The 23509-nt window shown below is 67.5% G+C and carries 18 protein-coding genes; 13 read left to right on the plus strand and 5 right to left on the minus strand.

What is annotated here, in order from left to right:
- Positions 1 to 33 precede the first annotated feature (33 nt).
- Positions 34 to 801 (plus strand): ABC transporter ATP-binding protein, encoded by a 768-nt coding sequence (locus tag EII35_RS06855; protein ID WP_125227720.1) that lies wholly within the window; start codon positions 34 to 36, stop codon positions 799 to 801.
- Positions 777 to 2369 (plus strand): hypothetical protein, encoded by a 1593-nt coding sequence (locus tag EII35_RS06860; protein WP_125227721.1) that lies wholly within the window; start codon positions 777 to 779, stop codon positions 2367 to 2369. The genes EII35_RS06855 and EII35_RS06860 overlap by 25 nt, the downstream gene beginning before the upstream one ends.
- On the opposite strand, the gene EII35_RS06865 is transcribed toward EII35_RS06860, so the two are convergent.
- Genes EII35_RS06865 through EII35_RS06880 form a run of 4 tightly spaced genes read right to left on the minus strand, consistent with a single transcriptional unit; the run spans position 2357 to position 5771 of the window.
- Positions 2357 to 2578 carry a hypothetical protein gene (locus tag EII35_RS06865; RefSeq protein ID WP_125227722.1) on the minus strand — a complete coding sequence of 74 codons (222 nt, stop codon included), beginning with the start codon at positions 2576 to 2578 and terminating at the stop codon, positions 2357 to 2359. The genes EII35_RS06860 and EII35_RS06865 overlap by 13 nt on opposite strands.
- A 9-nt stretch (positions 2579 to 2587) precedes the next feature.
- On the minus strand, positions 2588 to 3562 hold the full coding sequence (locus EII35_RS06870) for a uroporphyrinogen decarboxylase/cobalamine-independent methonine synthase family protein (RefSeq protein WP_125227723.1): 975 nt from the start codon (positions 3560 to 3562) through the stop codon (positions 2588 to 2590).
- On the minus strand, positions 3559 to 4629 hold the full coding sequence (mnmA, locus tag EII35_RS06875) for a tRNA 2-thiouridine(34) synthase MnmA (RefSeq protein WP_125227724.1): 1071 nt from the start codon (positions 4627 to 4629) through the stop codon (positions 3559 to 3561). The genes EII35_RS06870 and mnmA overlap by 4 nt, the downstream gene beginning before the upstream one ends.
- Before the next feature lie 35 nt (positions 4630 to 4664).
- On the minus strand, positions 4665 to 5771 hold the full coding sequence (locus EII35_RS06880) for a cysteine desulfurase family protein (protein WP_125227725.1): 1107 nt from the start codon (positions 5769 to 5771) through the stop codon (positions 4665 to 4667).
- Between the two features lie 107 nt (positions 5772 to 5878).
- Here EII35_RS06880 and glgX point away from each other — a divergent pair, with 107 nt between their 5' ends.
- A complete protein-coding gene (gene glgX / locus EII35_RS06885; RefSeq protein WP_125227726.1) occupies positions 5879 to 8011 on the plus strand; it encodes a glycogen debranching protein GlgX in 2133 nt (710 codons plus the stop codon).
- Positions 8012 to 8015: 4 nt separating this feature from the next.
- On the plus strand, positions 8016 to 8777 hold the full coding sequence (locus tag EII35_RS06890; protein WP_221739693.1) for a hypothetical protein: 762 nt from the start codon (positions 8016 to 8018) through the stop codon (positions 8775 to 8777).
- A 51-nt stretch (positions 8778 to 8828) separates the two neighbouring features.
- Here the strand turns inward: EII35_RS06890 and glgP are convergent, their stop codons facing one another.
- Complete coding sequence (gene glgP, locus EII35_RS06895) at positions 8829 to 11378, minus strand: alpha-glucan family phosphorylase (RefSeq protein WP_185744216.1); 2550 nt, start codon at positions 11376 to 11378, stop codon at positions 8829 to 8831.
- A gap of 61 nt (positions 11379 to 11439) precedes the next feature.
- Between glgP and EII35_RS06900 the strand changes: the two genes are divergently transcribed.
- From EII35_RS06900 to EII35_RS06940, 9 genes are all read left to right on the plus strand, one after another.
- Positions 11440 to 13440, plus strand: a complete 2001-nt coding sequence (locus tag EII35_RS06900) for an alpha-1,4-glucan--maltose-1-phosphate maltosyltransferase (protein WP_125227728.1) — start codon at positions 11440 to 11442, stop codon at positions 13438 to 13440.
- Complete coding sequence (locus EII35_RS06905; RefSeq protein WP_125227729.1) at positions 13440 to 14729, plus strand: maltokinase N-terminal cap-like domain-containing protein; 1290 nt, start codon at positions 13440 to 13442, stop codon at positions 14727 to 14729. The genes EII35_RS06900 and EII35_RS06905 overlap by 1 nt, the downstream gene beginning before the upstream one ends.
- Positions 14730 to 14738: 9 nt before the next feature.
- The gene (gene glgB / locus EII35_RS06910) at positions 14739 to 16634 is read left to right on the plus strand and encodes a 1,4-alpha-glucan branching protein GlgB (RefSeq protein ID WP_125227730.1); all 1896 of its coding nucleotides are present in this window, start codon (positions 14739 to 14741) and stop codon (positions 16632 to 16634) included.
- Positions 16631 to 17410 carry an NUDIX hydrolase gene (locus tag EII35_RS06915; protein ID WP_125227731.1) on the plus strand — a complete coding sequence of 260 codons (780 nt, stop codon included), beginning with the start codon at positions 16631 to 16633 and terminating at the stop codon, positions 17408 to 17410. Before glgB ends, EII35_RS06915 begins: the two co-directional genes overlap by 4 nt.
- A 112-nt stretch (positions 17411 to 17522) precedes the next feature.
- On the plus strand, positions 17523 to 19802 hold the full coding sequence (locus tag EII35_RS06920) for an ROK family protein (RefSeq protein ID WP_125227732.1): 2280 nt from the start codon (positions 17523 to 17525) through the stop codon (positions 19800 to 19802).
- A 24-nt stretch (positions 19803 to 19826) separates the two neighbouring features.
- Entirely contained in the window at positions 19827 to 21104 is a 1278-nt protein-coding gene (locus EII35_RS06925) for an ABC transporter substrate-binding protein (protein ID WP_125227733.1), read from the plus strand.
- A gap of 4 nt (positions 21105 to 21108) precedes the next feature.
- Positions 21109 to 22044 (plus strand): carbohydrate ABC transporter permease, encoded by a 936-nt coding sequence (locus tag EII35_RS06930; RefSeq protein WP_125227734.1) that lies wholly within the window; start codon positions 21109 to 21111, stop codon positions 22042 to 22044.
- Complete coding sequence (locus tag EII35_RS06935; RefSeq protein WP_125227735.1) at positions 22037 to 22882, plus strand: carbohydrate ABC transporter permease; 846 nt, start codon at positions 22037 to 22039, stop codon at positions 22880 to 22882. The genes EII35_RS06930 and EII35_RS06935 overlap by 8 nt, the downstream gene beginning before the upstream one ends.
- A 1-nt stretch (position 22883) precedes the next feature.
- Positions 22884 to 23423, plus strand: coding sequence for a hypothetical protein (locus EII35_RS06940; protein ID WP_125227736.1), 540 nt, complete (start codon positions 22884 to 22886; stop codon positions 23421 to 23423).
- Positions 23424 to 23509 lie beyond the last annotated feature (86 nt).

Genomic DNA, 23509 nt, shown 5'->3' on the forward strand with positions numbered 1-23509 from the left:
TCGGTGCTCGCCCCCACCCGGTAGGGTCGATGCATGGAGACAGCCCTCGTCACCCATGGCCTGGTCAAGAGATTCGGTTCCACCCTGGCCGTGGACAACCTCAGCCTGCAGATCCCCGTCGGCCATCTCTTCGGCCTGGTGGGCCCCAACGGGGCGGGCAAGACCACGGCGATGTCGATGATCTGCGGGCTGCTCCGCCCCGATCACGGCGAGGCCTTCGTCCTCGGACACGACGTCTGGCAGGACCCGGTCCGGGCGAAGGCCCTGTTCGGGGTGCTTCCCGACGGGATGATGCTGTTCGATCGGCTCACGGGCCTCGAACTGCTCCGTTACAACGGCCGGCTCCGTGGCCTGGACCGTGACGTCGTGGAGACCCGCGCCCTCGAGCTGCTCTCCGTGCTGGGGCTGGAGGACGCGGCCGGGCGGGTGGTCGCCGACTACTCGGCCGGCATGACGAAGAAGATCTCCCTCGCCTGCGCCCTCATCCACGCCCCGAGACTCCTCATCCTGGACGAACCCCTCGAGGCCGTCGATCCCGTCTCGGGCCAGGTCATCCGCGACCTGCTGCGGGACTACGTCACCGGAGGGGGCACGGTCCTGCTCTCCAGCCACGTGATGGAACTCGTGGAGAACATCTGCGACGGGGTGGGGATCATGGCCGCCGGGCGGCTCCTCGTCGCCGGGACCGTCGAGCAGGTCCGCGGGGACTCAACCCTTCAGCAGCGTTTCATCGAGTTGGTCGGGCAGGGCCACATTCCCGGGGAGGAGACGTTGCAGTGGTTGCGACGCTCCTCGCTGTGAGGATCCGCTCCCAGCTGGCGATGCTGCGGAGCAACATCTGGTCGGCGATCGGGATGGGGGTCCTCGCCCTTTTCATGCTGCCCGGTCTCGTCATCGTCGTCGTGGCCCTGTTCTGGCTCAGCTCCCTGCCGCACCTCAGACCCGACGCCACAGTATTGGCGGGGTCCCTGCTCGTCGTCGTGTGGTTGATCGGCTCGGTGGTCTTCTTCGCCATGGATGACTCCGTGGCCCCCGGCCGCCTGTGCCTGTTGCCCCTGCGGGCGCGCGACCTCGCCCTCCCGTTGGCCCTGTCGGATCTCGTCACGCTGCCCGGGATCGCGACGCTGCTGGTCTCGATCGGACTCATCGGGGCCTGGGCGTCGGGGCTGATCGTGCTGCTGTCCGGGGTGTTGGCGACCTGCATCGGCGTGCTCATCGGGATCATCGCGGGACGGATCACGGTCACGGCCCTGTCAGCCGTGCTGGCGAATCGACGCTCCCGGGACGCCCTCTACATCTTCGTCGTCCTTGCCGTCACGGTGGCGGCCCTCCTGCCGTCCTTCCTCATGGACGCCGACTCGGCGGTGCTGCTGGAACTGCGGGTCGACATGGTGCACTCCCTCGTCTCCGTGCTGGAGTGGACGCCACTGGGGGTGGCCTGGGCCTTCCCCGCCGCGGTCGTCAAGGGGGCCTGGCTGCTCGCGGCGGTGCGCCTGCTCCTGGCGCTGGCGTACCTCGCCGCGTTGTACGGCCTGTGGTCATGGCAGCTGGGTCGGGCACTGACCTCCCCGTTGCCCAGTGCCGGGTCCAGCCGCACCCAGGGGTCCTGGCGGTGGATCGATCGGATCTTCCCCCACTCACCCGCCGGGGCCCTCGCGACACGGATCCTGCGTTACCTGCGCCGCGATCCGCGACGCTTCATCGCCCTGGTGATGGTCACGATGATGCCCACGGTCCTCGTGCTCATCAACCGGGCCACGAGCGAGGGCGGGGTCGACGGGTTCGTGCCCTGGCTCGGTGTCGCCGCGCTCGCCTGGTTGGCCGGGATCAACGGCCTCCAGGACACGGCCTACGACGGTTCAGCCCTGTGGACCCATGCCGTCGCCGGGATCTCGGGACGCGACGACCGGCTGGGTCGGCTGATGGGCAACGGGCTGCTCTACACCGTCGCGCTGACCATCACGGCGCTCCTCATCGCCGGGCTGGCGGACCGCTGGTCCCTGCTGCCCGCCCTCATCGGTCTTGGACTCGCGGCGCTCTACGCCAGCATGGGCGTGGGGTTGCTCGTGTCGTCCTTCCTGAACGGGACCCTCCCTCCGCCGGGCTCCAACCCCTTCGCCACCAGCACCAAGGGGCAGGGCTCGGCCTTCCTCGGTTCGGTCCTGCACGGGATGGGGATGCTGGTGATCACGGCACCGTGTCTGCTCGTCGTGCTGGCCCTCGATGACTCACCCTGGCTGGGCTGGGTGCTGCTCCTTGTCGGCCCGGCCGTCGGTGCCGGGGCGGCTCTCGGCCTGTGCCATCTGGGCGGACGGCACATCGACGGTCACTGGCCGGAGCTCGTGCACTCCGTGACCTACGAGAAGTGAAGGGCCATCGTCCCCATGAGGGCCAGGTAGAACACCCGCGCGAGGAAGAACACCCCGACGGCGATGAGGACCGCGAGGACGGGCACCATCACCCGCTGCCACTTCTTCGCTCGGGTGGACGGCACCGCCGCAGGTCCCCAGGCCCCGGCCCCGGGCTGCGCACGCAGCGGGGTTCGGGCGTTGAGGTTGAGGTCAGACGTCTTACGCACCGCCACAGTCTAAGGGGTCCCCACCTCTTCCTCCACCAGGGAGGCCGCCGCACCCAGCGAGCGCAGCTGCGGCATCACCTCCGCCATGGGCCATCCCCCCAGACCACAGCCGGTTGAGAGGATCACGCGGTCCGTGAGATCCGTCACGGGGAGTTCGAGGGGCCGCAGCACCCGCATCGTCTCCCGCCTGAGGACGTCGACGCCTTGAGCACGCAGCAACGTGGTGTCCACGACACCGAGCACGAGTCCTCGACCGTCGTGCACCCACTCGGCCAACGTGTCGATCCCCGCGCCCCGGAACAGTCGGGAATCGACGGCGACGGTGCCGAATTCGGCGCGGCGAGCGATCGGGACCCAGGAACCGGACGCGCAACAGTGGAGCCACGCCCCGTCGGCGAAGCGTCGGAGCCGATCCGCCACCTCCCCCGGCTCGACCGCCCGGTGCCGCCCGAATCCCGACGCCGTCGGCAACGTCCCGTCGAGCACCGCGACGAGCAGTGGCTCGTCGACCTGCAGCAGCAACCGGACTGCGGGAAGTCGCCGCTCGATCTCCGCGGCGAGCCGGCACCACCCCTCCCACAGCGCCTCCGCCACCTCGGCGCGAGCCCCGTGATCGGCCAGGATGCGATCCCCCCGAGGGCGTTCCACACCCCCTGAGAGCGTCCAGGGACCGGTGATGGCGATCTTCACCACGCCCTCGAAACCCTGGAGCAGTTCCTCCGCATCGTCGAGATCGCGACGCCACTGGGAGCGCGCCCGTCGATGGTCGGCCCCGGGATGATGGGTGAGCCGCCACCCGCCGGGCTGGAGGTCGAAACCGAGATCGTCGATGACGCCGAGGGCCCGGCCGATCATGTCCGACCCGACGCCCCTGGCGGGCAACTCCGGCCAGGCCAGGACATCCGGCAGCAGTTCCGCCATCGTCGACAGGGCGCCCCTGAAATCCTCCCCCGGCAGCGAACCCGTAGCGGTGGTCCTCATCATCCCGCGCTCCGGATGATGGCTGATCCCACCACTCGGGTGCCGTCGAAGAAGACCATGGACTGGCCGGGAGCCACGCCGCTGGTCGGCTGGTCCAGCGTGACCCGCACCCCATCGGCGGTGGGCTCGATGAGCGCGGACAACGCCGCCCCGTGGGCCCGGTACTGGACCTCACCCCGCATGGGTTCCTGCAGGGGACGTTGCGTCCACGTCGGCCGGATCCCCGTCAGGACGGAGACCGCGAGATCCTCCCGGGACCCGACCACGACGGCGTTGTCGACCGGATCGATGCGCAACACGTAGCGGGGACGTCCATCCGCGGCCGGCACCCCGAGGTCCAGGCCGCGTCGCTGTCCCACCGTGAACCCGTGGTGGCCCCGGTGTTCCCCGAGGGTGCGCCCCTCGGCGTCCACGATCGGTCCGGGCTCCTCACCGAGATGGCGCCTCAGGAACCCCTGGGTGTCGCCGTCGGGGATGAAGCAGATGTCATAGGAGTCCGGCTTGTTCGCCACCCTCAACCCCAGCTCGGCCGCCTCGGCGCGGACCTCACTCTTCGGGCTGTCCGCCAAGGGGAAGAGGCTGTGACGCAGCTGCTCCTGGTCGAGGACCCCCAGGACGTAGGACTGATCCTTGCGGGGGTCCTGCCCCCGGTGGAGTTCCACCTCGCCACCGACCGCCACGAGCCGGGCGTAGTGGCCCGTGGCGACCGCGTCGAACCCGAGGTCGATGCCGCGTTCCAGCACCGCCGCGAACTTGATGCGCTCGTTGCAGCGCAGGCACGGGTTGGGGGTCCTGCCCTGCCGGTACTCGGAGACGAAGTCGTCGACCACCGCCGCCTGGAACTGCTCGGAGAAGTCCCACACGTAGAAGGGGATGTCCAACAGATCGGCTGCCCGTCGGGCGTCGTGCGCATCCTCGAGGGAACAACAACCGCGGGATCCCTCACGGTAGGGCTGGGGGTTGCGGTTGAGCGCCAGGTGCACCCCCGTCACGTCGTGTCCGGCGGCCACGAGGCGTGCCGCGGCCACCGCCGAGTCCACCCCTCCCGACATCGCGGCCAGCACCTTCATCTCACCCTCCTCCACGCCGTGTGCGGCACACGATTCTACCGGGCGCCACGGGCCCGATCGAGGACGCGGGGAAGGGCCTCCGCGAGATGGGTGACATCGGCCTCGCCGCTCGTGTGCCCAAGCGAGAAACGCACCGACGATGCGGCCGTGGCCTCGTCGCGCCCCATGGCCAGCAGCACCTCGCTCGGGCCCCGGACCCCGGCGCGACACGCCGCCCCCGCCGTCGCGTCGATCCCCGCCTCGTCCAGCAGCAGCAGGAGGTCCTGGGCGCGCACCCCCGGGAAGGATGCGTTGACGATGTGGGGTGCCGCCCGCTCCGGTCCGTTGAGGGTCCCCCCGTGCTGAAGGACGAGGGCGCGGATGGCGTCCCGCAGCCGCGTGAGCCGCGGCATCTCCTGCCGCACGGTCGCCACGGCCTCGGTGGCCGCGGCGGCGAAGGCGCGGGCCAGGGCCACGGTCTGGGTGCCGGAGCGCACTCCCCCCTCTTGACCCCCACCGAGCCCCGCGGCTCGCAACCGGATGCCGCGGCGCACCAGGAGGGCCCCGACGCCGACGGGGCCGCCGATCTTGTGCGCCGACAGGCTGAGCAGGTCGGCACCGGTGTCGGCGAAGCGGACGGGGACGTGTCCGAGTCCCTGGACGGCGTCGCTGTGGAACCATGCGCCGGACGCATGGGCCCGCTCCGCCACATCGGCGATGGGCTGGATGGCCCCGGTCTCGTTGTTGACCATCATGAGGGACACGACCGCGACGGTGTCCTCGGAGGCTGTCAGCGAGGTCGGGACGACCACGCCCTCGGCGTCGACGGGGAGAACCTCCGCCCCGAGGGCGCGGAGGGTGAGGACCGCGGGATGTTCCACGGCGGAGACGAGGCAGCGGGGTCGTTCGGGACGCGCACTGCGCGAGCCGAGCAGGGCCAGCGTGTTCGCCTCCGAACCACCGGAGGTGAACACCACCTCGCTCGGGTGGGCGCCGACCGCCTCCGCGAGTTCCTCCCGGGCCTCCTCCAGCAGACGTCGCGCGCGCTGCCCCGTGCGATGGGGCGAGGCCGGGTTCCCCCACTCGTCGAGAGCGGCCAAGAGCGCCTGTCGCGCGCTCGGTCGCAGGGGTGAGGTCGCGGCGTGATCGAGGTAGGTGCGCACGGGGTCACGCTAGCGCTCATCCTGCGCGGTATCCGCCAGAGGGGCCAGACGTCTGACAACCTGTGGCAAAATGGTGCGGCCCTGTCCCCCGAAGAGAAAGAGAAGACATGTTCGTCGAAGCCATGGACACATCCCGTCTCGGCGCACATGTCCTGGCCGACGGAACCCGGTTCGGGCTGTGGGCTCCCAGCGCCTCCCGCGTCGATCTCGTCCTCGTCGATTCGAGGAACGGACAGCACAACATCGCCATGCAGCGGGGCGACAACGGCGTGTGGAGCGCCTTCGTCTCCGGTGTCGGCAATGGCCAGCTCTACGGCTACCGCGTCCACGGGGCATGGGAACCGGAGCAGGGGCTCCGCTTCAACCCCGCACGGCTGCTCCTCGACCCCTATGCCCGGGCCGTGAGCGGTGGCGTCGACTACCGGGGCCCCATCCACGATCACCTCGGTGACCATGCCTGGACGCAGAACACCACGGACTCCCTCGGTGCCGTCCCCCTCGGCGTCGTCGTGGCCGACACACCCCCTCCGCCGCCCGTCTCCGGCGGTCGGCGTCCGATGTCGGAGACCGTCATCTACGAGATGCACGTGCGGGGTTTCACGAAGATGCACCCGCTGGTGCCGGAGCACCTGCGCGGCTCCTACGCGGCGCTGGCCTACCCGGACGTCATCCAGTACCTCCTGGAGACCGGGATCACGGCGGTCGAACTGCTCCCCGTCCATCATTTCGCCTCCGAACCCTTCGTGGCCCACAAGGGACTGCGCAACTACTGGGGTTACAACACCCTGGCCTACTTCGCGCCGCACGCCTACTACGCCACCCGGGGCACCATCGGCAGCCAGGTCGACGAGTTCAAGGCCATGGTCGGTGCCCTCCACGAGGCCGGGATCGAGGTGCTGCTCGACGTCGTCTACAACCACACCGCCGAGGGCGGGCACGCCGGCCCCACCCTCTCCATGCGCGGCATCGACCAGCGCGCCTACTACCGCCTCACCGGGGATCTGCGCGATGACTACGACGTCACCGGCTGCGGGAACTCCCTCGACACGTCGACCCCCATGGTCCGTCAACTCATCGTGGACTCCCTGCGCTACTGGGTCGAGCACATGGGGGTCGACGGGTTCCGCTTCGACCTCGCCACGGAGCTGCTGCGCAACGCGGACCACCACGTCGACCACAACCATCCGCTCAAGCAACAGATCGACGCCGATCCCGTCCTCTCCCGGGTCAAGCTCATTGCCGAACCCTGGGACGTGGGCCCCTACGGCTACCAGGTCGGCTCGTTCGGCCCCGGCTGGTCGGAGTGGAACGACCGGTTCCGGGACCACACCCGGGACTACTGGCGCGACTGCGTCCACGGGGTGCAGGAACTCGCCACGCGTCTGTCCGGCTCCCCCGACCTGTTCAACCACGACTCCGAACGAGCCCCCCAGGCCTCCGTGAACTACATCACGGCCCACGACGGGTTCACCATGCGCGATCTCGTGAGCTACGACGTCAAGCACAACCTCGCCAATGGGGAGAGCAACCGCGACGGCACCGACAACAACCGCTCGTGGAACCACGGTTTCGAGGGCGAGACGGACGACGAGGCGATCAACGACCTGCGCGCCCGGCAGGTCCTCAACCTCCATGCCACCCAGATCCTGGCGGTGGGGACCCCCATGCTGGTGGCCGGTGACGAGTTCGGTCGCACCCAGCGGGGCAACAACAACGCGTACTGCCAGGACTCCCCGTTGAGCTGGGTCAACTGGGACCTCGAACCACGCTGGAGCGCGGTCCGGGACCGCCTGATCCAGCTGCTGCGGCTCCGCGCCGCCCACCCGACCCTGCGCACGAACGTCTATCTGCACCACAACGAGGTGCTCGACAAGGATCGTCGCCCCCTGGGCCGCGGCGACCTCGCCTGGTTCAACCACGCCGGGGCCGAGATGGGAGACCAGGACTGGCACGACGGGACGAGGCGCCTACTCGGCATGTACACCGCCAACGTGGACGAGGCCTTCATCGCGTACTTCCACTCGGCCCCGGAACCAGTGGAGGTGACCCTGCCGGCGATGCCGTGGGCCTACGGTCTGCGCATCGTGTGGCACTCCGGTGCTCCCGAGGACTTCCCCGAGACGGATCTGCCGCCCGGCGGCGTCATCGAGATCCCCGGACGCACCGTGCTGCTGCTGCGCTGCACCGTGCCGTCCAGTTATGACGACATGCACGCGATGACGCTCTCGTTTACGCTGTGAGGCCATGGGAACCGCACTGGCGTCACCGGACGGGGGCCCGCAGGCCTTCTTCATGAACGCGCTCATATCCGCAGCCACCCTGCCGGGAGTGCGGATCCAGCGCGACGACTTCCTGCGTCGGACGCTGTCCCGGCACTGCACACCCGAACAGGTGGAGGCAGCCGTGGCGACGACCCCGGCACGGGCCGGGCTGACGCCCGCCCTCGTCGAGAGGCTCGCCAAGGAGGCGGTCCGCCAGGAGGCAACCCGGGTCTCCGCCATCTCGGCCGCTGCCGGCGTCCCCGGCGGCTTCGCCGTGCTCGGGACCGCGGGCCTCGACATGGCCCAGAACCTGGCGCACGTGCTACGGGTGTCGCAGAAACTCGCCTACCTCCACGGGTGGCCGGACTTCTTCGACGGCGAGGAGTTCGACGATGCGACCAAGGGTGTGTTGACGCTGTTCACCGGCGTGATGTTCGGTGCCCACGGTGCCGCCCAGGGCGTGACCAAGCTGTCGGCACTCATCGCGACGCGGGTCGTCACCGAGCTGCCGAAGCGGGTGCTCGGCCGCAGCACCCTCTACCCCCTCATCAGGCGGATCGCCACCCAGCTGGGGGTCCGGATGAGCAAGGAGGTCTTCGCCAAGGGGGTGTCGAAGATCGTCCCCGTCATCGGTGGCGTCGTCAGCGGCGGCCTCACCCTGGCGACCTTCTGGCCCATGGCCTCCCGGCTGCGCAGGCATCTCGCCGGTCTCGACCTGGCCCGAGCCGAGACCCCGACCCACTGAGACGACGCCTCCCCCGGGGCCGCATGGCCACGGGGGAGGCGTGAGGAGTCGTCAGCGGATGATGGCGGCGAGCCCCATCTCCGCATCGCTCGCGAGCAGTTCGTGTGCAGGCACGACGCGGGCGAGGCAGCCGATCTGCCCGGCGTAACGCGTCGGGATCTCGCCCACGAAACGGGTGACCCCATCCGACTCCGACACCGGGGTTGTCGGGTACTTGCGGATGTTGTGGAGCTGGTCCTCGTTGTCGACGTCACCGAAGATCAACTGCACGGCCACGTCCTCGGCGCGGAGCTGACCGAGCCGCACATCGACGGTGGGACGCAGCATGGTGCCGGTCTCCAGCTGTCCCGTCACACCGACGTCGAGCCCGACGACCTGCAGCGAGTGCCAGTCGCGGCGCACCCGCTCCTTCCACTCGGCGAGGTCCGCAGCCACCGCGTTGTCCTTCCGGGCGTGGAGGGACCGCGCAGCCGGGGTGTAGTAGTCCGTGACGTAGTCCCGGACCATCCGCGAGGCCAGGATCTCCGGGCCGAGATCGGAGATGCAGTCGCGCATCATCTGCAGCCACTGGGTCGGGTTCCCGTTGGCGTCCAGGGTGTAGAAGCGCGGGATGATCTCGTTCTCGATGATCGAGTACAGGAACTCGGCCTCCGCGGCGTCGCGTTCGGCCTGGTCGGTGATGCCCTCGGCGGAGGGGATCTCCCAGCCGAACTCGGGGGCGTAGAGCTCATCCCACCATCCGTCGCGGATCGACAGGTTCGCTGCGCCGTTGAGGGCGGCCTTCATGCCGGAGGTGCCGCACGCCTCGTAGGGACGCAGCGGGTTGTTCACCCAGACGTCGCATCCCGGGTAGAGGGGGCGGGCCAGCGACATGTCGTAGTCGGGGAGGAACACCAGCTTGCCGCGCACGTCCTCCTGGTCGGAGAACTGGACCATCTCCTGGATGAGCGACTTGCCGATGTTGTCGGCGGGATGGGCCTTGCCCGCGATGACGATCTGGATCGGGGTCGTCGGGTGGTTGAGCAGGGCCTTGAGACGCTCCGGGTCCTTGAGCATGAGCGTGAGGCGCTTGTACGAAGCACCTCGACGGGCGAAGCCGAGGGTGAGCACCCGCGGGTTCAGCGCGTCCTTGGTCCAGTCCGCCGCGATGCCGCGGGTCCGGCAGGACTCGGCCAGCCTCCGGCGGGCCATCTGGATCATGGACGAACGCAGCTGCCGCTTCAGTGCCCACAGGGTGTCGTCGTCGACCCGCTGGATCGCGGACCAGTCGTAGCCGTCGATGACCGTGCTGGAGTCGTCGGTGTGGGCCTTGAGGATCTCCAGCAGTTCGGGATGGATCCACGTGCGGTGGTGGACGCCGTTCGTGACCGAGCCGATCGGGACCTCGGTGGCGTCGAAGTCCGGCCACAGACCGTTGAACATGTCCCGGGAGACCTCGCCGTGCAGCTTCGAGACCCCGTTGGCGCGCTGTCCGAGCCGAAGCCCCAGCACCGCCATGTTGTACCGGCTCGGGTCGCCGCCCGGGTAGGTCTCCGCCCCGAAGGACATGATGGCGTCGAGCGGCAGACCGGGGTCGAAGGACCCGAACTGACGCGCGATGAGCTCCTTGTCGAAGCGGTCGATGCCCGCAGGCACCGGGGTGTGGGTCGTGAAGACCGTCCCGGCACGGGTGAGTTCGATGGCGGTGGGCAGGTCGTGGCCCTCCGCGCGGTACTCGCGGATGCGCTCGAAGTTGAGGAACCCGGCGTGTCCCTCGTTGCAGTGGTAGACATCCGGCTTGGCGTGACCCGTGATCTCGCAGTAACGCCTGAGGGCCCGAACGCCGCCGATGCCGAGGACGACCTCCTGGGCCAGCCGGTGCTCGGCACCGCCGCCGTACAGCCGGTCGGTGATGTTGCGGGCCTCGGGATCGTTGTCGTCCCGGTCGGTGTCGAGCATGAGCAGCGGGATCCGACCGACGGAGGCGACCCAGATGGAGGCCTGGACCTGACGACCGCCGACCTCGACGCTGATCTCCTGCGGGGTGCCGTCGGCGTCCACGAGGCGCGAGACCGGCATCTCGTTCGACGACAGGATCGGGTACCGCTCCTGCTGCCAGCCGGAGGCGTTGATCCACTGGCGGAAGTAGCCCGAACGGTAGAGCAGGCCCACACCGATGAGCGGAAGACCGAGGTCGGAGGCCGCCTTGAGGTGGTCGCCCGCGAGGATGCCGAGGCCGCCCGAGTACTGCGGCAGCACCTGGGTGACACCGAACTCGGCGGAGAAGTAGCCGATCCCCTTCGGCGCATCCGAGTGCTCGGCGGCGTAACGCTGGAACCACAGGTCCGCGGAGAGGTAATTCGTCAGGTCGTCGTGGAGCAACTCCACATTACGGGCGAACACCTTGTCGGAAGCCAACTGGTGGACACGATCCGCGCTCACCGCGGACAGCAGCTTGACCGGGTCCTCCCCCGTCTCCTCCCACAGACCGGGATCAATCGCCTTGAACAGATCCTGGGTCTCCTCGTGCCATGACCAGCGCAGATTCTTGGCCAGGGCGTCGAGCTTCGAGATCCGCTCGGGCAGAACAGGATGAACTGTGAATCGTCGAAATGCACGCACCAGCACAAACTACAGTGCGCCAAGCCCCCATGCGAAACGCGAGCCAAGTAGTGTGGGACCCGTGACTGAGACCACGCCCAACCGAGCCCATCTGCGTCGAACCGAAGGCGGTTTCGGCCGAATCCCCGTGACCGATGTCGCCCCCGTGATCTGTGCCGGCGCCTACCCCGTCAAGGCGGTCGCCCACGAGCGCCTCCTGATCCGGGCGAACGTCTTCCGGGAGGGCCACGACGCCGTCAACGCGTCCGTGATCCTCACCGCCCCGGACGGCACCCAACGTCGGATCGACATGACCCAGGTGGAGCCGATGGGCCTCGACATCTGGGAGGCACACGTCCGGATGGCGACGGAGGGCCTGTGGACCTACCGGATCGAGGGCTGGTCCGACCCGTGGTCCACCTGGCATCACCACGCCGAGGCGAAGCTGCCGCTCGGGATGGATGTCGAGCTGTTGTGCATGGAGGGTGCGGAGCTGCTGGTCCTGGCGGCCGAGGAGGCGGACCGGGCCCAGGTCGCCCCGGCCGCCCACCTGCTGCGGGCGGCTGCGGAGAGCCTCGTCCCGCAGACCCCCGCCGAGGAGATCCTGGAGCTGGTCAACTCCCGCCCGATCGAGCGGGCCATGGCCCGCTTCGGGCCGCGGGAGTGCGTGAGCCCCACGAAGGAGTACCCGATCCTCGTCGAGCGGCAACGCGCGTTGTTCTCCTCGTGGTACGAGTTCTTCCCCCGTTCCCAGGGCGCCTGGCAGGACGGCACGGGAAAGTGGCACTCCGGCGGGTTCGACACCTCCCATGAGCGCCTCGAGGCGGCCGCCGCCATGGGCTTCGACGTGGTCTACCTCCCGCCGATCCACCCCATCGGGCAGGCCTTCAAGAAGGGCAGGAACAACTCCCTCGACGCCCACCCCGACGATCCGGGATCGCCGTGGGCCATCGGCGCGCCGGAGGGCGGCCATGACGCCATCCACCCGGACCTCGGCGACGTCGCCGCGTTCGAACGGTTCGTCGCCAAGGCGAAGGAGCTCGACCTGGAGATCGCCCTCGACCTCGCGCTCCAGGCCTCCCCGGACCACCCGTGGGTGCGCGAGCACCCCGAGTGGTTCACCACACGACTCGACGGGACCATCGCCTACGCGGAGAACCCGCCCAAGAAGTACCAGGACATCTACCCGTTGAACTTCGACAACGACCCCGAGGGACTCTACGAGGAGGTCCTGCGGATCGTCCGGTTGTGGATCTCGCGGGGCGTGACGATCTTCCGGGTCGACAATCCGCACACGAAGCCGGTGGAGTTCTGGGATTGGCTCATCCGTCAGGTGCGGCGAACCAATCCCGAGGTGATCTTCCTCGCTGAGGCCTTCACGAAGCCCCAGATGATGGCGGCTCTCGGAAAGGTGGGTTTCCAGCAGAGCTACACGTATTTCACCTGGCGGGTGACCAAGTGGGAGTTGACCGAGTACCTCACCGAACTCAGCCAGGACATGTCGGCCTACTACCGGCCCAACTTCTTCGTCAACACCCCCGACATCAATCCGTTCCACCTGCAGTCGGGCAATCCCGCCATCTTCGCCATCCGCGCGATCCTGGCCGCGACCCTCTCCCCGTCGTGGGGGGTCTACTCCGGGTTCGAGCTGTTCGAGCACGAGGCGAACGCGCCGGGCCGGGAGGAGTACCTCAACTCCGAGAAGTACGAGTTCCGCCCCCGCAACTACGACGCCGAGCCGAATCTCAACCTGCTGCTCGGCCAGCTCAACGCGATCCGACGACGCCACGGCAGCCTCCAGCAGCTGCGGGACATCCACTTCCACCACGCCCCCCACGACCAGGTGATCGTCTACAGCAAGCACGATGGCGACGACGTGGTGCTGGTGGTGTGCTCCCTGGACCCGAACCACACGGTGGAGTCCGACATCATGCTCGACATGGCGGCGCTCGGTTTCCCGGGTGGCTCCCGGTTGCGGGTGCACGACGAACTGTCGGGCGAGACCTATCACTGGGGTGAGCGCAACTGGGTCCGGCTGTATCCGTCGCGGCCCGCCCACATCTTCCACGTCACGGCCGAGTGATGGGCACCTCCGGGGCCGGGGCCTTCCAGGAGGGCCCCGGCGCTGACCCGATGTCCGAACGGATCGCTCCGGATGCTCCCCTCGCCACGGGACTGGTGCGGCTCGCGGCGAGCGCCCGTTGGTTCCCGGGCCGGTCCCGCAGCTGGCGTCCCGGCCCGGTGGATCTCCTCCCGTGGCTGCGGAGGCCGTCCGCAGGCTCTCCCGGCCTGCGCAGCGCCGTCCTGCACATCGACTACGGGGACGGCGACACGGAGCGCTACCACATCCCCCTGTCCTACCGGGACGAGGGGACCCACCCCGACCCCATCGCCCGCGTGGATGGCTGGGAGGTGGCCGAGGCCGTCGACGACCCCGGAGCCATGACCGCGCTGCTGGAGTGCCTGGCGGAGGCGGCGCCCGGGCTCATCCCGATCGGCGGTGAACCGCCGCGTGGGCTCCCACCACGTCGCTACCGCGGGGAGCAGAGCAACACCTCCGTGTTCTTCGGGGATGCCCTCATCGCGAAGATCTTCCGGCGCCTCAAACCGGGCCGGAACCTCGACGTCGAACTCCACGAGGTGCTCGCGGACTCCGGCGCGGTGGCGGCACTCCGGGGAACCTGGAGTCACGACGGCGTCGACCTGGGGGTCTTCCTCGAGGCCCTCCCGGATCCCCGGGACGGATTCGTCGTGGCCTGCGACGCCGCCCGCGACGGCTCCCGTTTCGACACGGAGGCGCAGGCGCTGGGCTCCCAGCTCGCCGTGATCCACGCCCTCCTCGGGAAACGCCTCCCCACAGGGAGCACGGACGGTGACTCCCTGGCGGCCGTCCTCCGCAGGCGCTTCGACGCCGCCTGCACGGAGGCCCCGGTGCTCGAACGCTTCCGCACCCCCGTCACCGAGGTGTTCTCCGCCGTCGAGGGCTTGGCGATCCCCACCCAACGCATCCACGGCGACTGCCACCTGGGACAGGCCCTGCTCACCCGTGGCCACTGGCGTTACGTGGATTTCGAGGGTGAGCCGTTGAAGACCCTCGACGAGCGCCGTCAGCCCGATTCCCCGTGGCGCGACGTCGCTGGGATGCTGCGGTCCTTCGACTACGCGACGCATCTCGGCGGAGGCTCGGAGGCCTGGCGGACCGCCGCCCGGGCGGCCTTTCTCGAAGGATTCGGCTCCATCGACGATCCCGGCCGGCTCCTGCTGCGGGCCTACGAGATCGACAAGGCCGTCTATGAAGTCGTGTACGAGTCGCGGAACCGCCCCGACCTCGTCCCCGTCCCGGTAGTGTGTCTGACACGCATCGAGCACTGAGGAGCTGACATGGCGCACGACCCGTTTGGCGGATTGACCGGCTGGGATCTCGAAGGGTTCCACACGGGCGGCGACACCGAGCTGTGGCGCCGGCTCGGGTCGTTCCTCTGCACCGTCGAGGACGACGAGCGCGGCCGGATCGAGGGCGTGCGCTTCGCCGTGTGGGCGCCCAACGCCCAGGCGGTCCAGGTGATCGGTGACTTCAACTGGTGGACCGGGGACACGATGCAGCTCATCCCCGGTTCCGGGGTGTGGGCCACCTTCATCGAGGGCATCGGTGAGGGCACGCTCTACAAGTACCGCCTCCAGGGCCCGGACGGCGTCTGGCGGGAGAAGGTGGACCCGATGGCCCGCTTCTCCGAGCAGGCCCCCGCGAACGCGTCGATCGTCTACGAGTCGAAGTACATCTGGTCCGATGACGAGTGGATGGCCCGGCGGGCCCAGTCGCAGCCGCACCGCGAGCCCATGAGCATCTACGAGGTGCACCTCGGGGGGTGGCGTCGTGGGAAGAGCTACCTCGATCTCGCCGAGGAACTCGTGTCCTACGTCACCTGGCAGGGCTACACCCACGTCGAGTTCATGCCCTTGGCTGAGCATCCGTTCGAGCCGAGCTGGGGCTACCAGGTCACCGGCTACTTCTCCCCCACCAGCCGGTTCGGCAAGCCCGATGACCTCCGCTACCTCATCGACCGGCTGCACCAGGCCGGCATCGGCGTCATCATGGACTGGGTGCCGGGTCACTTCCCCAAGGACGAGTGGGCCCTCGGTCGCTTCGACGGCACCGCGCTGTACGAGCACGCGGACCCCCGCCAGGGCGAGCACATGGACTGGGGGACCTACATCTTCAACTACGGCCGCAACGAGGTGAAGAGCTTCCTCATCTCGAACGCCCTCTACTGGCTCACGGAGTTCCACGTCGACGGGCTCCGCGTCGACGCCGTCGCCTCCATGCTCTACCTCGACTACTCGCGCGAGGAGGGGCAGTGGGTGCCGAACGAGCACGGCGGCCGGGAGAACCTCGAGGCCATCGACTTCCTGCGCTACGTGAACCGGCATCTGTACGAACGTCACCCCGGCGTGCTCATGATCGCCGAGGAGTCGACGAGCTTCCCCGGGGTGACGAAGCCCGTCCACGACGGCGGACTCGGTTTCGGGTTCAAGTGGAACATGGGCTGGATGAACGATTCGTTGCGCTATCTGGCCCTCGACCCGGTCTATCGCCAGTACGAGCACAATCTGCTGACCTTCGCGATGGTCTACCAGTACTCGGAGAACTTCATCCTGCCGATCAGCCACGACGAGGTCGTCCACGGCAAGGGATCCATGGTCAACAAGGTGCCGCAGGACGACTGGCGGAAGTTCGCGACCCTCAGGGCGTTCTACTCGTTCATGTGGAGTTTCCCCGGGAAGCAATTGGTCTTCATGGGCTCGGAGTTCGGGCAGCGACCGGAGTTCAACGAGTCCCGCAGCCTGGAGTGGTGGGTCTCGGAGTTGTGGGGGCACGGTGGACTGCAGCGGCTGTTCCGCGATCTCAACTCCCTCTACACCGCCACCCCGGCGCTGTACGAACTGGATCACTCCCCCGAGGGTTTCACCTGGATCAACGCCGATGACAGCGGCCACAATCTCCTCAGCTGGGTGCGGCACGACTCGGCGGGCAACCACGTGGCCTGCCTCACGAACTTCTCCCCCGACCCGGTGCGCGACTACGAGATCGGCCTGCCCGTCGCGGGCGACTGGGAGGAGATCCTCAACACCGACTCCGACACCTACGACGGTTCCGGCGAGTTCGGCAACCTGGGCCGCATCACCGCGTCCGACGTCCCGTGGGGTCACTTCCCCGCCAGCGCACGAGTGACGGTCCCGCCGCTCGGCTCGGTGTGGCTCCGTCGAACCGTCTCGTGAGCGAGTTCACCGTCCACGTCGACATCGGCCAGGGGGTGGGGAGGCTCCGCTGGGAGGAGCAGGTCGTGGATCCGACAACGCTGGAACGTGCAGTCTCCCTCGCAGCCGATGACGCCATCATCGCCCACAACCTCCGACGGCTCCAGTGCGACATCCCCGCGACGGACCGGGCGGCCATGATCGCCCTGCACCGCTGCGGTTTCCGGCGCGAGGGGAGATTGCGATCCGCACTGCTCGCCCCGTCAGGACAGCTGGTCGACGTGCTCATCTATGCCCGCCTGGCGGTGGACACCGTGTACGGTCCCCATGGTTTCTCGGGGGTGATGGACTCGGTCCTGCCGACGAAGCGGGTCATCGCCCATGTCGTCTTCCGGGACCCGGAAGGTCGAGTCCTTCTCGTCGAACCGAGCTACAAGGACGACTGGGAACTGCCAGGTGGCGTCGTGGATGCCGGGGAATCCCCGCGACAGGGTCTCCGTCGGGAACTGGAGGAGGAACTCGGGATCGACCACAGGGTGGGGCAACCAGCTCTCGTGGACTGGATGCCCCCGTACCTCGGGTGGGGGGACGCCATTGAGTTCCTCTACGACGGTGGCGTGCTCGACGCAGGAACCGTGGCGTCCGTGTCGGTGCGGGATCCGGAGTTGCGCTCCGTCCACTGGGTGCCCCGGCAGGAGCTCCCGCAGCACGTTACGGAGCTCACCCGACGTCGGATCGAACTCATCCTTGACGAAGCCGTCGGGATGACAGAGAACGGATTCCTCGTCGATCCGTGACAACCTGACGTCCAGAAGGACTGCAGGTACTTGACGCGGCCAGCGGGTGCCCCTACTCTCTTCTCATTCATACAGGTACTTGCGTAAGTATCTTGCGAAAACGAGGTCACCGATGTCCCCTCCCAACCCTTCGGCCCGGGCTGAACGGCTCGCCCGCGTCTATGACGCTCTCGTGGCGAACCCCGGCTCGACGGTCACTGCGCTGGTGAAGGCGACCGGGCTCTCCCGTCCCACCATCACCGGGTTGCTGGAGACGCTTCGACACCAGGGACTCGTACGCACCCTCGGTTCGGAGGTCGGCATCGGCCGTCCTGCCGAGACCTGGGCCACGGATCCGACAGCGGGTGTCGTCATCGGCGTGGACCTGCTCCAGTGCAGTGCGCTCGCAGCCACTGCTCGACTCGACGGGAAGCTCACCACGGTCGAGTTCCGCCCCGATGTGAGCACCGACCGCAAGCGTCGGCTGGACACGCTCACGGAGATCATCAACCAGCAGATCGTGGCCAATCAGCCCGCTACGGTGCACGGCATCGTCATCTCCACCACCGGAACCATAGACCCTGACGGTCGCATCAAACGTTCTGACGCCGTTCCCGAATGGGAGGGGATGGAACTCGGCGCGAAGGTGGCCGAGCGGATCGGGATCAGCGTCCGCGTGGAGAACGACGTGAACACCGCGGCCTTCGGCGAGTTCGCCATCCGCTGCACCGCAGGCGACCTCACCCCAGATGCGGACCTGCTGTACATCGCCCTGTCCCGCGGCATCGTCACCGGCCTGGTGCTCGGAGGTCAACTGCACCGGGGCCATCACCAGGACGCGGGTGAGGTCGGCCTGCTCATCACGGACCGCGACGGTCCCACGCCGGGCCATCTCCGTCGGGCGGCAGAGAGCATCGGCGCGATCTCGGCGGTCCTCGACCCGTCAACCATCGTCATCGCGACCACCTCCCGTGAGGTCCCCGAGGCACTCACCGAGATCAGTGGCCATCTCACCACGCTCCGCTCATCGAGCGCCGCGGCGCTCCACCTCGAGGTTCCCCGCCTCGGTCAGGCCTCTGCCACCGTCGGCGCGCTGACACTGGCCCTGCGGCAGGCACGTGGCCTTCTCCTCGACCACTTCAGCGGCGAGGTCCCCGTGCTGACCAATCTCACCCCACTGACCCACATCATCACGAAAGGTAGCCACGTCCCGATGACTCCCACCACCGCCACCACCCGCCCAGAACTGAGGATCGGCGTCGTGGGGGTCGGAGCCCGCTCCGACATCGCCAGGCACTTCGAGCTGCCCGGACGCCGGTGCCGTATCACTGCCGCGGCCGAACCGCATCCTGACGGGGCCCAGCGCATCCTCGCCCGCCTCGGCAGGGACGACATCACCTGGACACGATCCGTGAGCGAACTCATCGAAACCGGGATCGACGCAGCGTTGGTCACCTCCCCCGACGACACCCACGCCACCGTCGCCTGCGAACTGCTTCGAGCCGGGGTACCGGTCTACGTGGAGAAGCCACTGGCGACCCGCTTGGATGATGCCGCCGCCATCCTCACCACCGCCTACGAGACGGGGACGAAGCTCTATGTCGGCCACAACATGCGTCACATGAACGTGGTGCGTTCGATGCGTGACCTCATCCGCAAGGGCACCATCGGTGAGGTGAAGGCCATCTGGTGCCGCCACTTCGTCGGACACGGTGGAGATTTCTACTTCAAGGACTGGCACGCCACCCGCGAACACGGCACGGGACTGCTGCTGCAGAAGGCGGCACACGACCTTGACGTCATGCACTGGCTGGCCGATTCCCACACCACCCGGGTCACAGCGATGGGTGGCCTGACCGTTTACGGTCAGATCACCGATCGTATGGATCGCAGCGATCAGCTCATGCACGAGTGGTTCTCCCTGGACAACTGGCCACCACTGTCGCAGAAGGGGCTCAACCCAGTCGTCGACGTCGAGGACATCTCGATGATGCTCATGCAACTGGACTCCGGGGTCCTGGCCTCGTACCAGCAGTGCCACTACACACCTGACTACTGGCGCAACTACACGGTGATCGGGACCGAGGGTCGCATCGAGAACTTCGGCGACTCGGAGGGCGGCCACATCAAGCTCTGGCAGCACCGTTCCGAATGGGATCCTGAGGGCGATGCCACCTACCCCATCACCGGGGACGCCCGCGGACACAACGACGCGGACATCCTCACCACGGGCGAGTTCATCGACTTCATCACCGAGTCGACCCCGACCGACACCTCCCCACTCGGGGCCTACCATGCGGTCGCTGCCGCCATCGCAGCGACTGACTCACTGCGCGATGGCGCAACGCCGAGGGACGTGCCCGCCCTCGCCCCTGAAGTCATCTCGTACTTCGAGAACAACCAGGTCAAATGACCACGAACTAAGAAGGAGAACCCGATGAAGCGTCGTACCTTCCTGGCAGCGGCAGCAGTGCTCGGTGCCGCCGGTGGGCTGACCGCCTGTGGCAGTGGAGATTCCCCCTCCTCGACGGGCGGCAACGGTGGCGGTCAAGAGCTGAGCAAGGACACCAAGGCCGAACTCACCATGTTCTACTGGGACAAGGCCCAGACCCCGACCGTTGAGGCGAACATCGCCGCGTTCAACAAGGAGTACCCCAACATCAAGGTCACTCCGTCGGTCGCCGTGTACAAGGACTACTGGCAGAAGTTGCGCACCCAGGCCGAGGGCAATCAGCTTCCCGACGTGTTCTGGATGAACGGCCCCAACTTCCAGCTCTACGCCTCCAACGGGATGCTGGCCGAACTCACCGATCTGGCGGATGTGGAATGGGGCAGCTACCCGAGCGCCCTCGTCGACCTCTACACCTTCGACAACAAGAAGTACGGTGTGCCGAAGGACTATGACACGATCGCCTGCTTCGTGAACAAGGCCGTGTTCGAGAAGGCCGGCCTCACGATCCCGACCGACGGTTGGACCTGGGACGAACACCGCGAGGCCATCAAGAAGATCAAGGAGTCCGGTGCGACCTGGGGTGCGGTCGTCGACTTCGCCTCGAGCCAGACCAGCTACTACAACACCATCCACCAGGCCGGTGGTTTCGTCCTCAAGGACGGCAAGTCCGGATTCGACGACCCGAAGTCCATCGAGGGGATCCAGTACCTCCGTGATCTGTTGACCGACGGCAGCGTGCCGGCTCCTGAGGTGGTCTCGGACTCCAAGGCGGACGCCCTGTTCATGAACGGTGACGTCGGTCTGTTGTGGGGCGGCTCCTGGCTGACCAAGCCGCTGCGGGAGAAGTTCACCGGTGACGAGATCGTCGTGGTTCCCCTGCCGAAGAAGGAGAAGGAGGCCACGATCATCCACGGTCTGTCCTATGCCGCCTCGGCCAAGTCGAAGAACCTCGCCGCGGCGAAGGCTCTGGTCAAGTTCATGACCAACAAGGCAGCCAACGAGACCGAGGCCAAGAACGGTACCGCGATCCCGGCCTTCAAGGACACCCAGCAGGTGTGGCTGGACCAGGCCCCGTCCTGGCAGCTCGATGTCTTCACGAAGGCCGCCGAGGCCTACGCCGTGCCCTACCCGGTGTCCAAGAACACCACCGCCTGGGCGGAGAAGGAAACCGTCCTGTCCGATGTCTTCACCGGGAAGTCGGACGCCGCCACGGTCTGTGCGAAGCTCGCCGCCGAGGTGAACGCCCTGCTCGAGAAGGAGTGACCCCATGGCCGTCGTCAGGAGCGGCGACACGAAGTCGCCCTCCTCTCGACGCCACAGCAATCCGATGTCAGTGGGGGCCTGGCCCCTGCTGTTCATCGGACCGTTGCTGCTCGGCGTCATGCTCTTCTACTACTACCCCATCTTCGGCAACTTCTGGACCTCGCTCACCAAGGCGAACGCCTTCGGCGGGGATCCGAAGTTCGTCGGCCTGGAGAACTACGCGGAACTCCTCGCCCGACCGGCACTGCCGTCGGCCATCGTCAACACACTCATCTACACCGGCATCGTCCTGCTCGCAGTGCCGATCTCGGTGGGCATTGCCTCCCTCATGGAGTTGCCCGGTCTGAAGGGCCGCACCTTCTACCGGATCGCGTTCTTCATGCCGTACCTCGCAATGCCGGTTGCCATCGTGCAGGTGTGGCGGTTGTTCTACAACGGCACCTTCGGCATCCTCAACCAGATCCTCCGGGCCTTCGGTGTGGAGAATCCGCCGTTCTGGCTCTCCACTCCCGGCCTCAACATCCTGGCCACGGCGGTGTTCGGCATCTGGGCCTCGATCGGGTTCAACGTCATCATCCTGTCCGCAGGGCTGAAGTCCATCCCCAAGGAGCTCTACGAGGCGGCCTCCATCGACGGCGCCTCGGCGTGGCACCAGTTCAAGAGCATCACGGTTCCGTTGCTCACACCGTCCATCTTCTTCCTCATGATCATGCAGGCCATCGGCGGCTTCCAGCTGTTCGATTCGCTCTACGCCATGCTCGGACCGAGCAACCCGGCAGCGGATCAGTCGCGATCACTCGTGTCGCTGTTCTACCAGGAGGCCTTCGTCACCCAGAACCGCGGCGTCGGTGCGGCGGTGACCATCCTCATCCTCGCCCTCGTGGGCATTGTCACGGCGATCCAGTTCTGGGGCCAGAAGAAGTGGGTGCACTATGTATGAGAGAAGACGAGGCGTCTGGGAACAACAGCTGAGGTACTGGCCAGCCCATCTCATCCTCATCCTGGGCGGCCTGACGATGATCTTCCCGTTCGTGTGGCAACTCATGATGTCCCTGTCCACCAACGTGGAGATCCAAGCGGTTCCGCCACAGTTCCTCCCTGCACGCCCGCAATGGGGCAACTATGCGAAGGTCTTCGAGACGATTCCGTTCCTGTCCCAGTTCTGGGTCTCGGTACTGATCACGGTTCTGCGCACGGCTGCCCAGCTCATCCTGTGTTCCATGGCGGGCTACGCCTTCGCACGAATGCAGTTCACCGGAAGGGGCATCCTGTTCGGGGTGTTGCTGGCGATCCTCATGATCCCCGGCCAGGCATTCCTCATCACCCAGTACCAGATCATCAAGGGCCTCAACCTGTTGGAGACCCCGTGGGGCATCGTGCTGCCCGGCATGTTCTCGGCCTTCGGGACCTTCCTGATGCGGCAGGCCTTCATGACCCTGCCCAAGGAGTTGGAGGAGGCAGCCCGTCTCGACGGTTGCAACCCCTGGCAGACCTTCTGGAAGGTCATTCTGCCCCTGGTGAAGCCGAGCCTGTTCGCGGTGGCCATCACCACCGTGCTGTGGAGCTGGAACGACCTGCTGTGGCCGCTGATCGTCACCACCCGCGAGGACAACATGCCACTCAGCGTCGGTATCGCGACCCTCGCCGGGCAGTACACCGCGGACTGGAACCTCATGATGGCGGCCTCCGTCATGGCCATGGCACCGATCTTTGCCCTGTTCTTCGCGCTGCAGCGACGGGTCATCGAGGGGTTGGCCACCTCCGGCCTCAAGGGCTGAGGTGACGCCCAGTAGCCGGGGAACCGGACCGCTTCCCCGGCTACTCCTGGCCGCGGCACTGGTGCTGCTGCTCTCAGTCACCTGGCTCCTGGTCAAAGTGGCGTTGTCCGGGGCACCGATCGGGATGACCTCGGCCGGCCGCGTCGGATTCACCGTGATCTCCCTGTGGGGTCTGCTTCGGCTGATGAGGCGGCGGGCGCAGGGAGATCACGGTGACACCGCTCCACGAGCCCTACCCCTTCGAGAGACGGCTCTCCTGTCGCTCACGGGGGTCGTCGGCTACACGGCCTTCTCGACGATGTCCATCGCGGCTGCCGGACCGGTGCTGCCGGCTCTGGTGATGTCGACAGGACCCCTCGTGGTGCTGCTCGCCACCGCGGTTCGAGAGCGTCGCCTTCCCGGGATCGTCGTCCTCCTCGGCACGATGACCGCCGTCGCAGGGACCATCGCGTTCCTGCTGGCCGGGTCCCTCACCGGAACCGGGGACTCACCGGTGCTCGGCGTACTGCTCGCCCTGGGGGCCGTCGGATGCATGACTTAGAGGGTGCGCGGATAGGGGGATCGTGACGAGGATCGGCACGGTGGCCCCTTGGCAAGGCGGACGACGAAGAGCGCACTGGATCGTGC

It is taken from the genome of Arachnia propionica (assembly GCF_003932785.1).
In the GTDB taxonomy this organism is placed as follows: Bacteria; Actinomycetota; Actinomycetes; order Propionibacteriales; family Propionibacteriaceae; genus Arachnia; species Arachnia propionica_B.

Coding starts and splice junctions, on each gene's coding strand:
- EII35_RS06855 (WP_125227720.1), top strand. CDS start 34: ATGGAGACAGCCCTCGTCACCCATGGCCTGGTCAAGAGATTCGGTTCC.
- EII35_RS06870 (WP_125227723.1), bottom strand. CDS start 3,562: ATGATGAGGACCACCGCTACGGGTTCGCTGCCGGGGGAGGATTTCAGG.
- mnmA (WP_125227724.1), bottom strand. CDS start 4,629: ATGAAGGTGCTGGCCGCGATGTCGGGAGGGGTGGACTCGGCGGTGGCC.
- glgX (WP_125227726.1), top strand. CDS start 5,879: ATGTTCGTCGAAGCCATGGACACATCCCGTCTCGGCGCACATGTCCTG.
- EII35_RS06890 (WP_221739693.1), top strand. CDS start 8,016: ATGGGAACCGCACTGGCGTCACCGGACGGGGGCCCGCAGGCCTTCTTC.
- EII35_RS06905 (WP_125227729.1), top strand. CDS start 13,440: ATGGGCACCTCCGGGGCCGGGGCCTTCCAGGAGGGCCCCGGCGCTGAC.
- glgB (WP_125227730.1), top strand. CDS start 14,739: ATGGCGCACGACCCGTTTGGCGGATTGACCGGCTGGGATCTCGAAGGG.
- EII35_RS06920 (WP_125227732.1), top strand. CDS start 17,523: ATGTCCCCTCCCAACCCTTCGGCCCGGGCTGAACGGCTCGCCCGCGTC.
- EII35_RS06925 (WP_125227733.1), top strand. CDS start 19,827: ATGAAGCGTCGTACCTTCCTGGCAGCGGCAGCAGTGCTCGGTGCCGCC.
- EII35_RS06930 (WP_125227734.1), top strand. CDS start 21,109: ATGGCCGTCGTCAGGAGCGGCGACACGAAGTCGCCCTCCTCTCGACGC.
- EII35_RS06935 (WP_125227735.1), top strand. CDS start 22,037: ATGTATGAGAGAAGACGAGGCGTCTGGGAACAACAGCTGAGGTACTGG.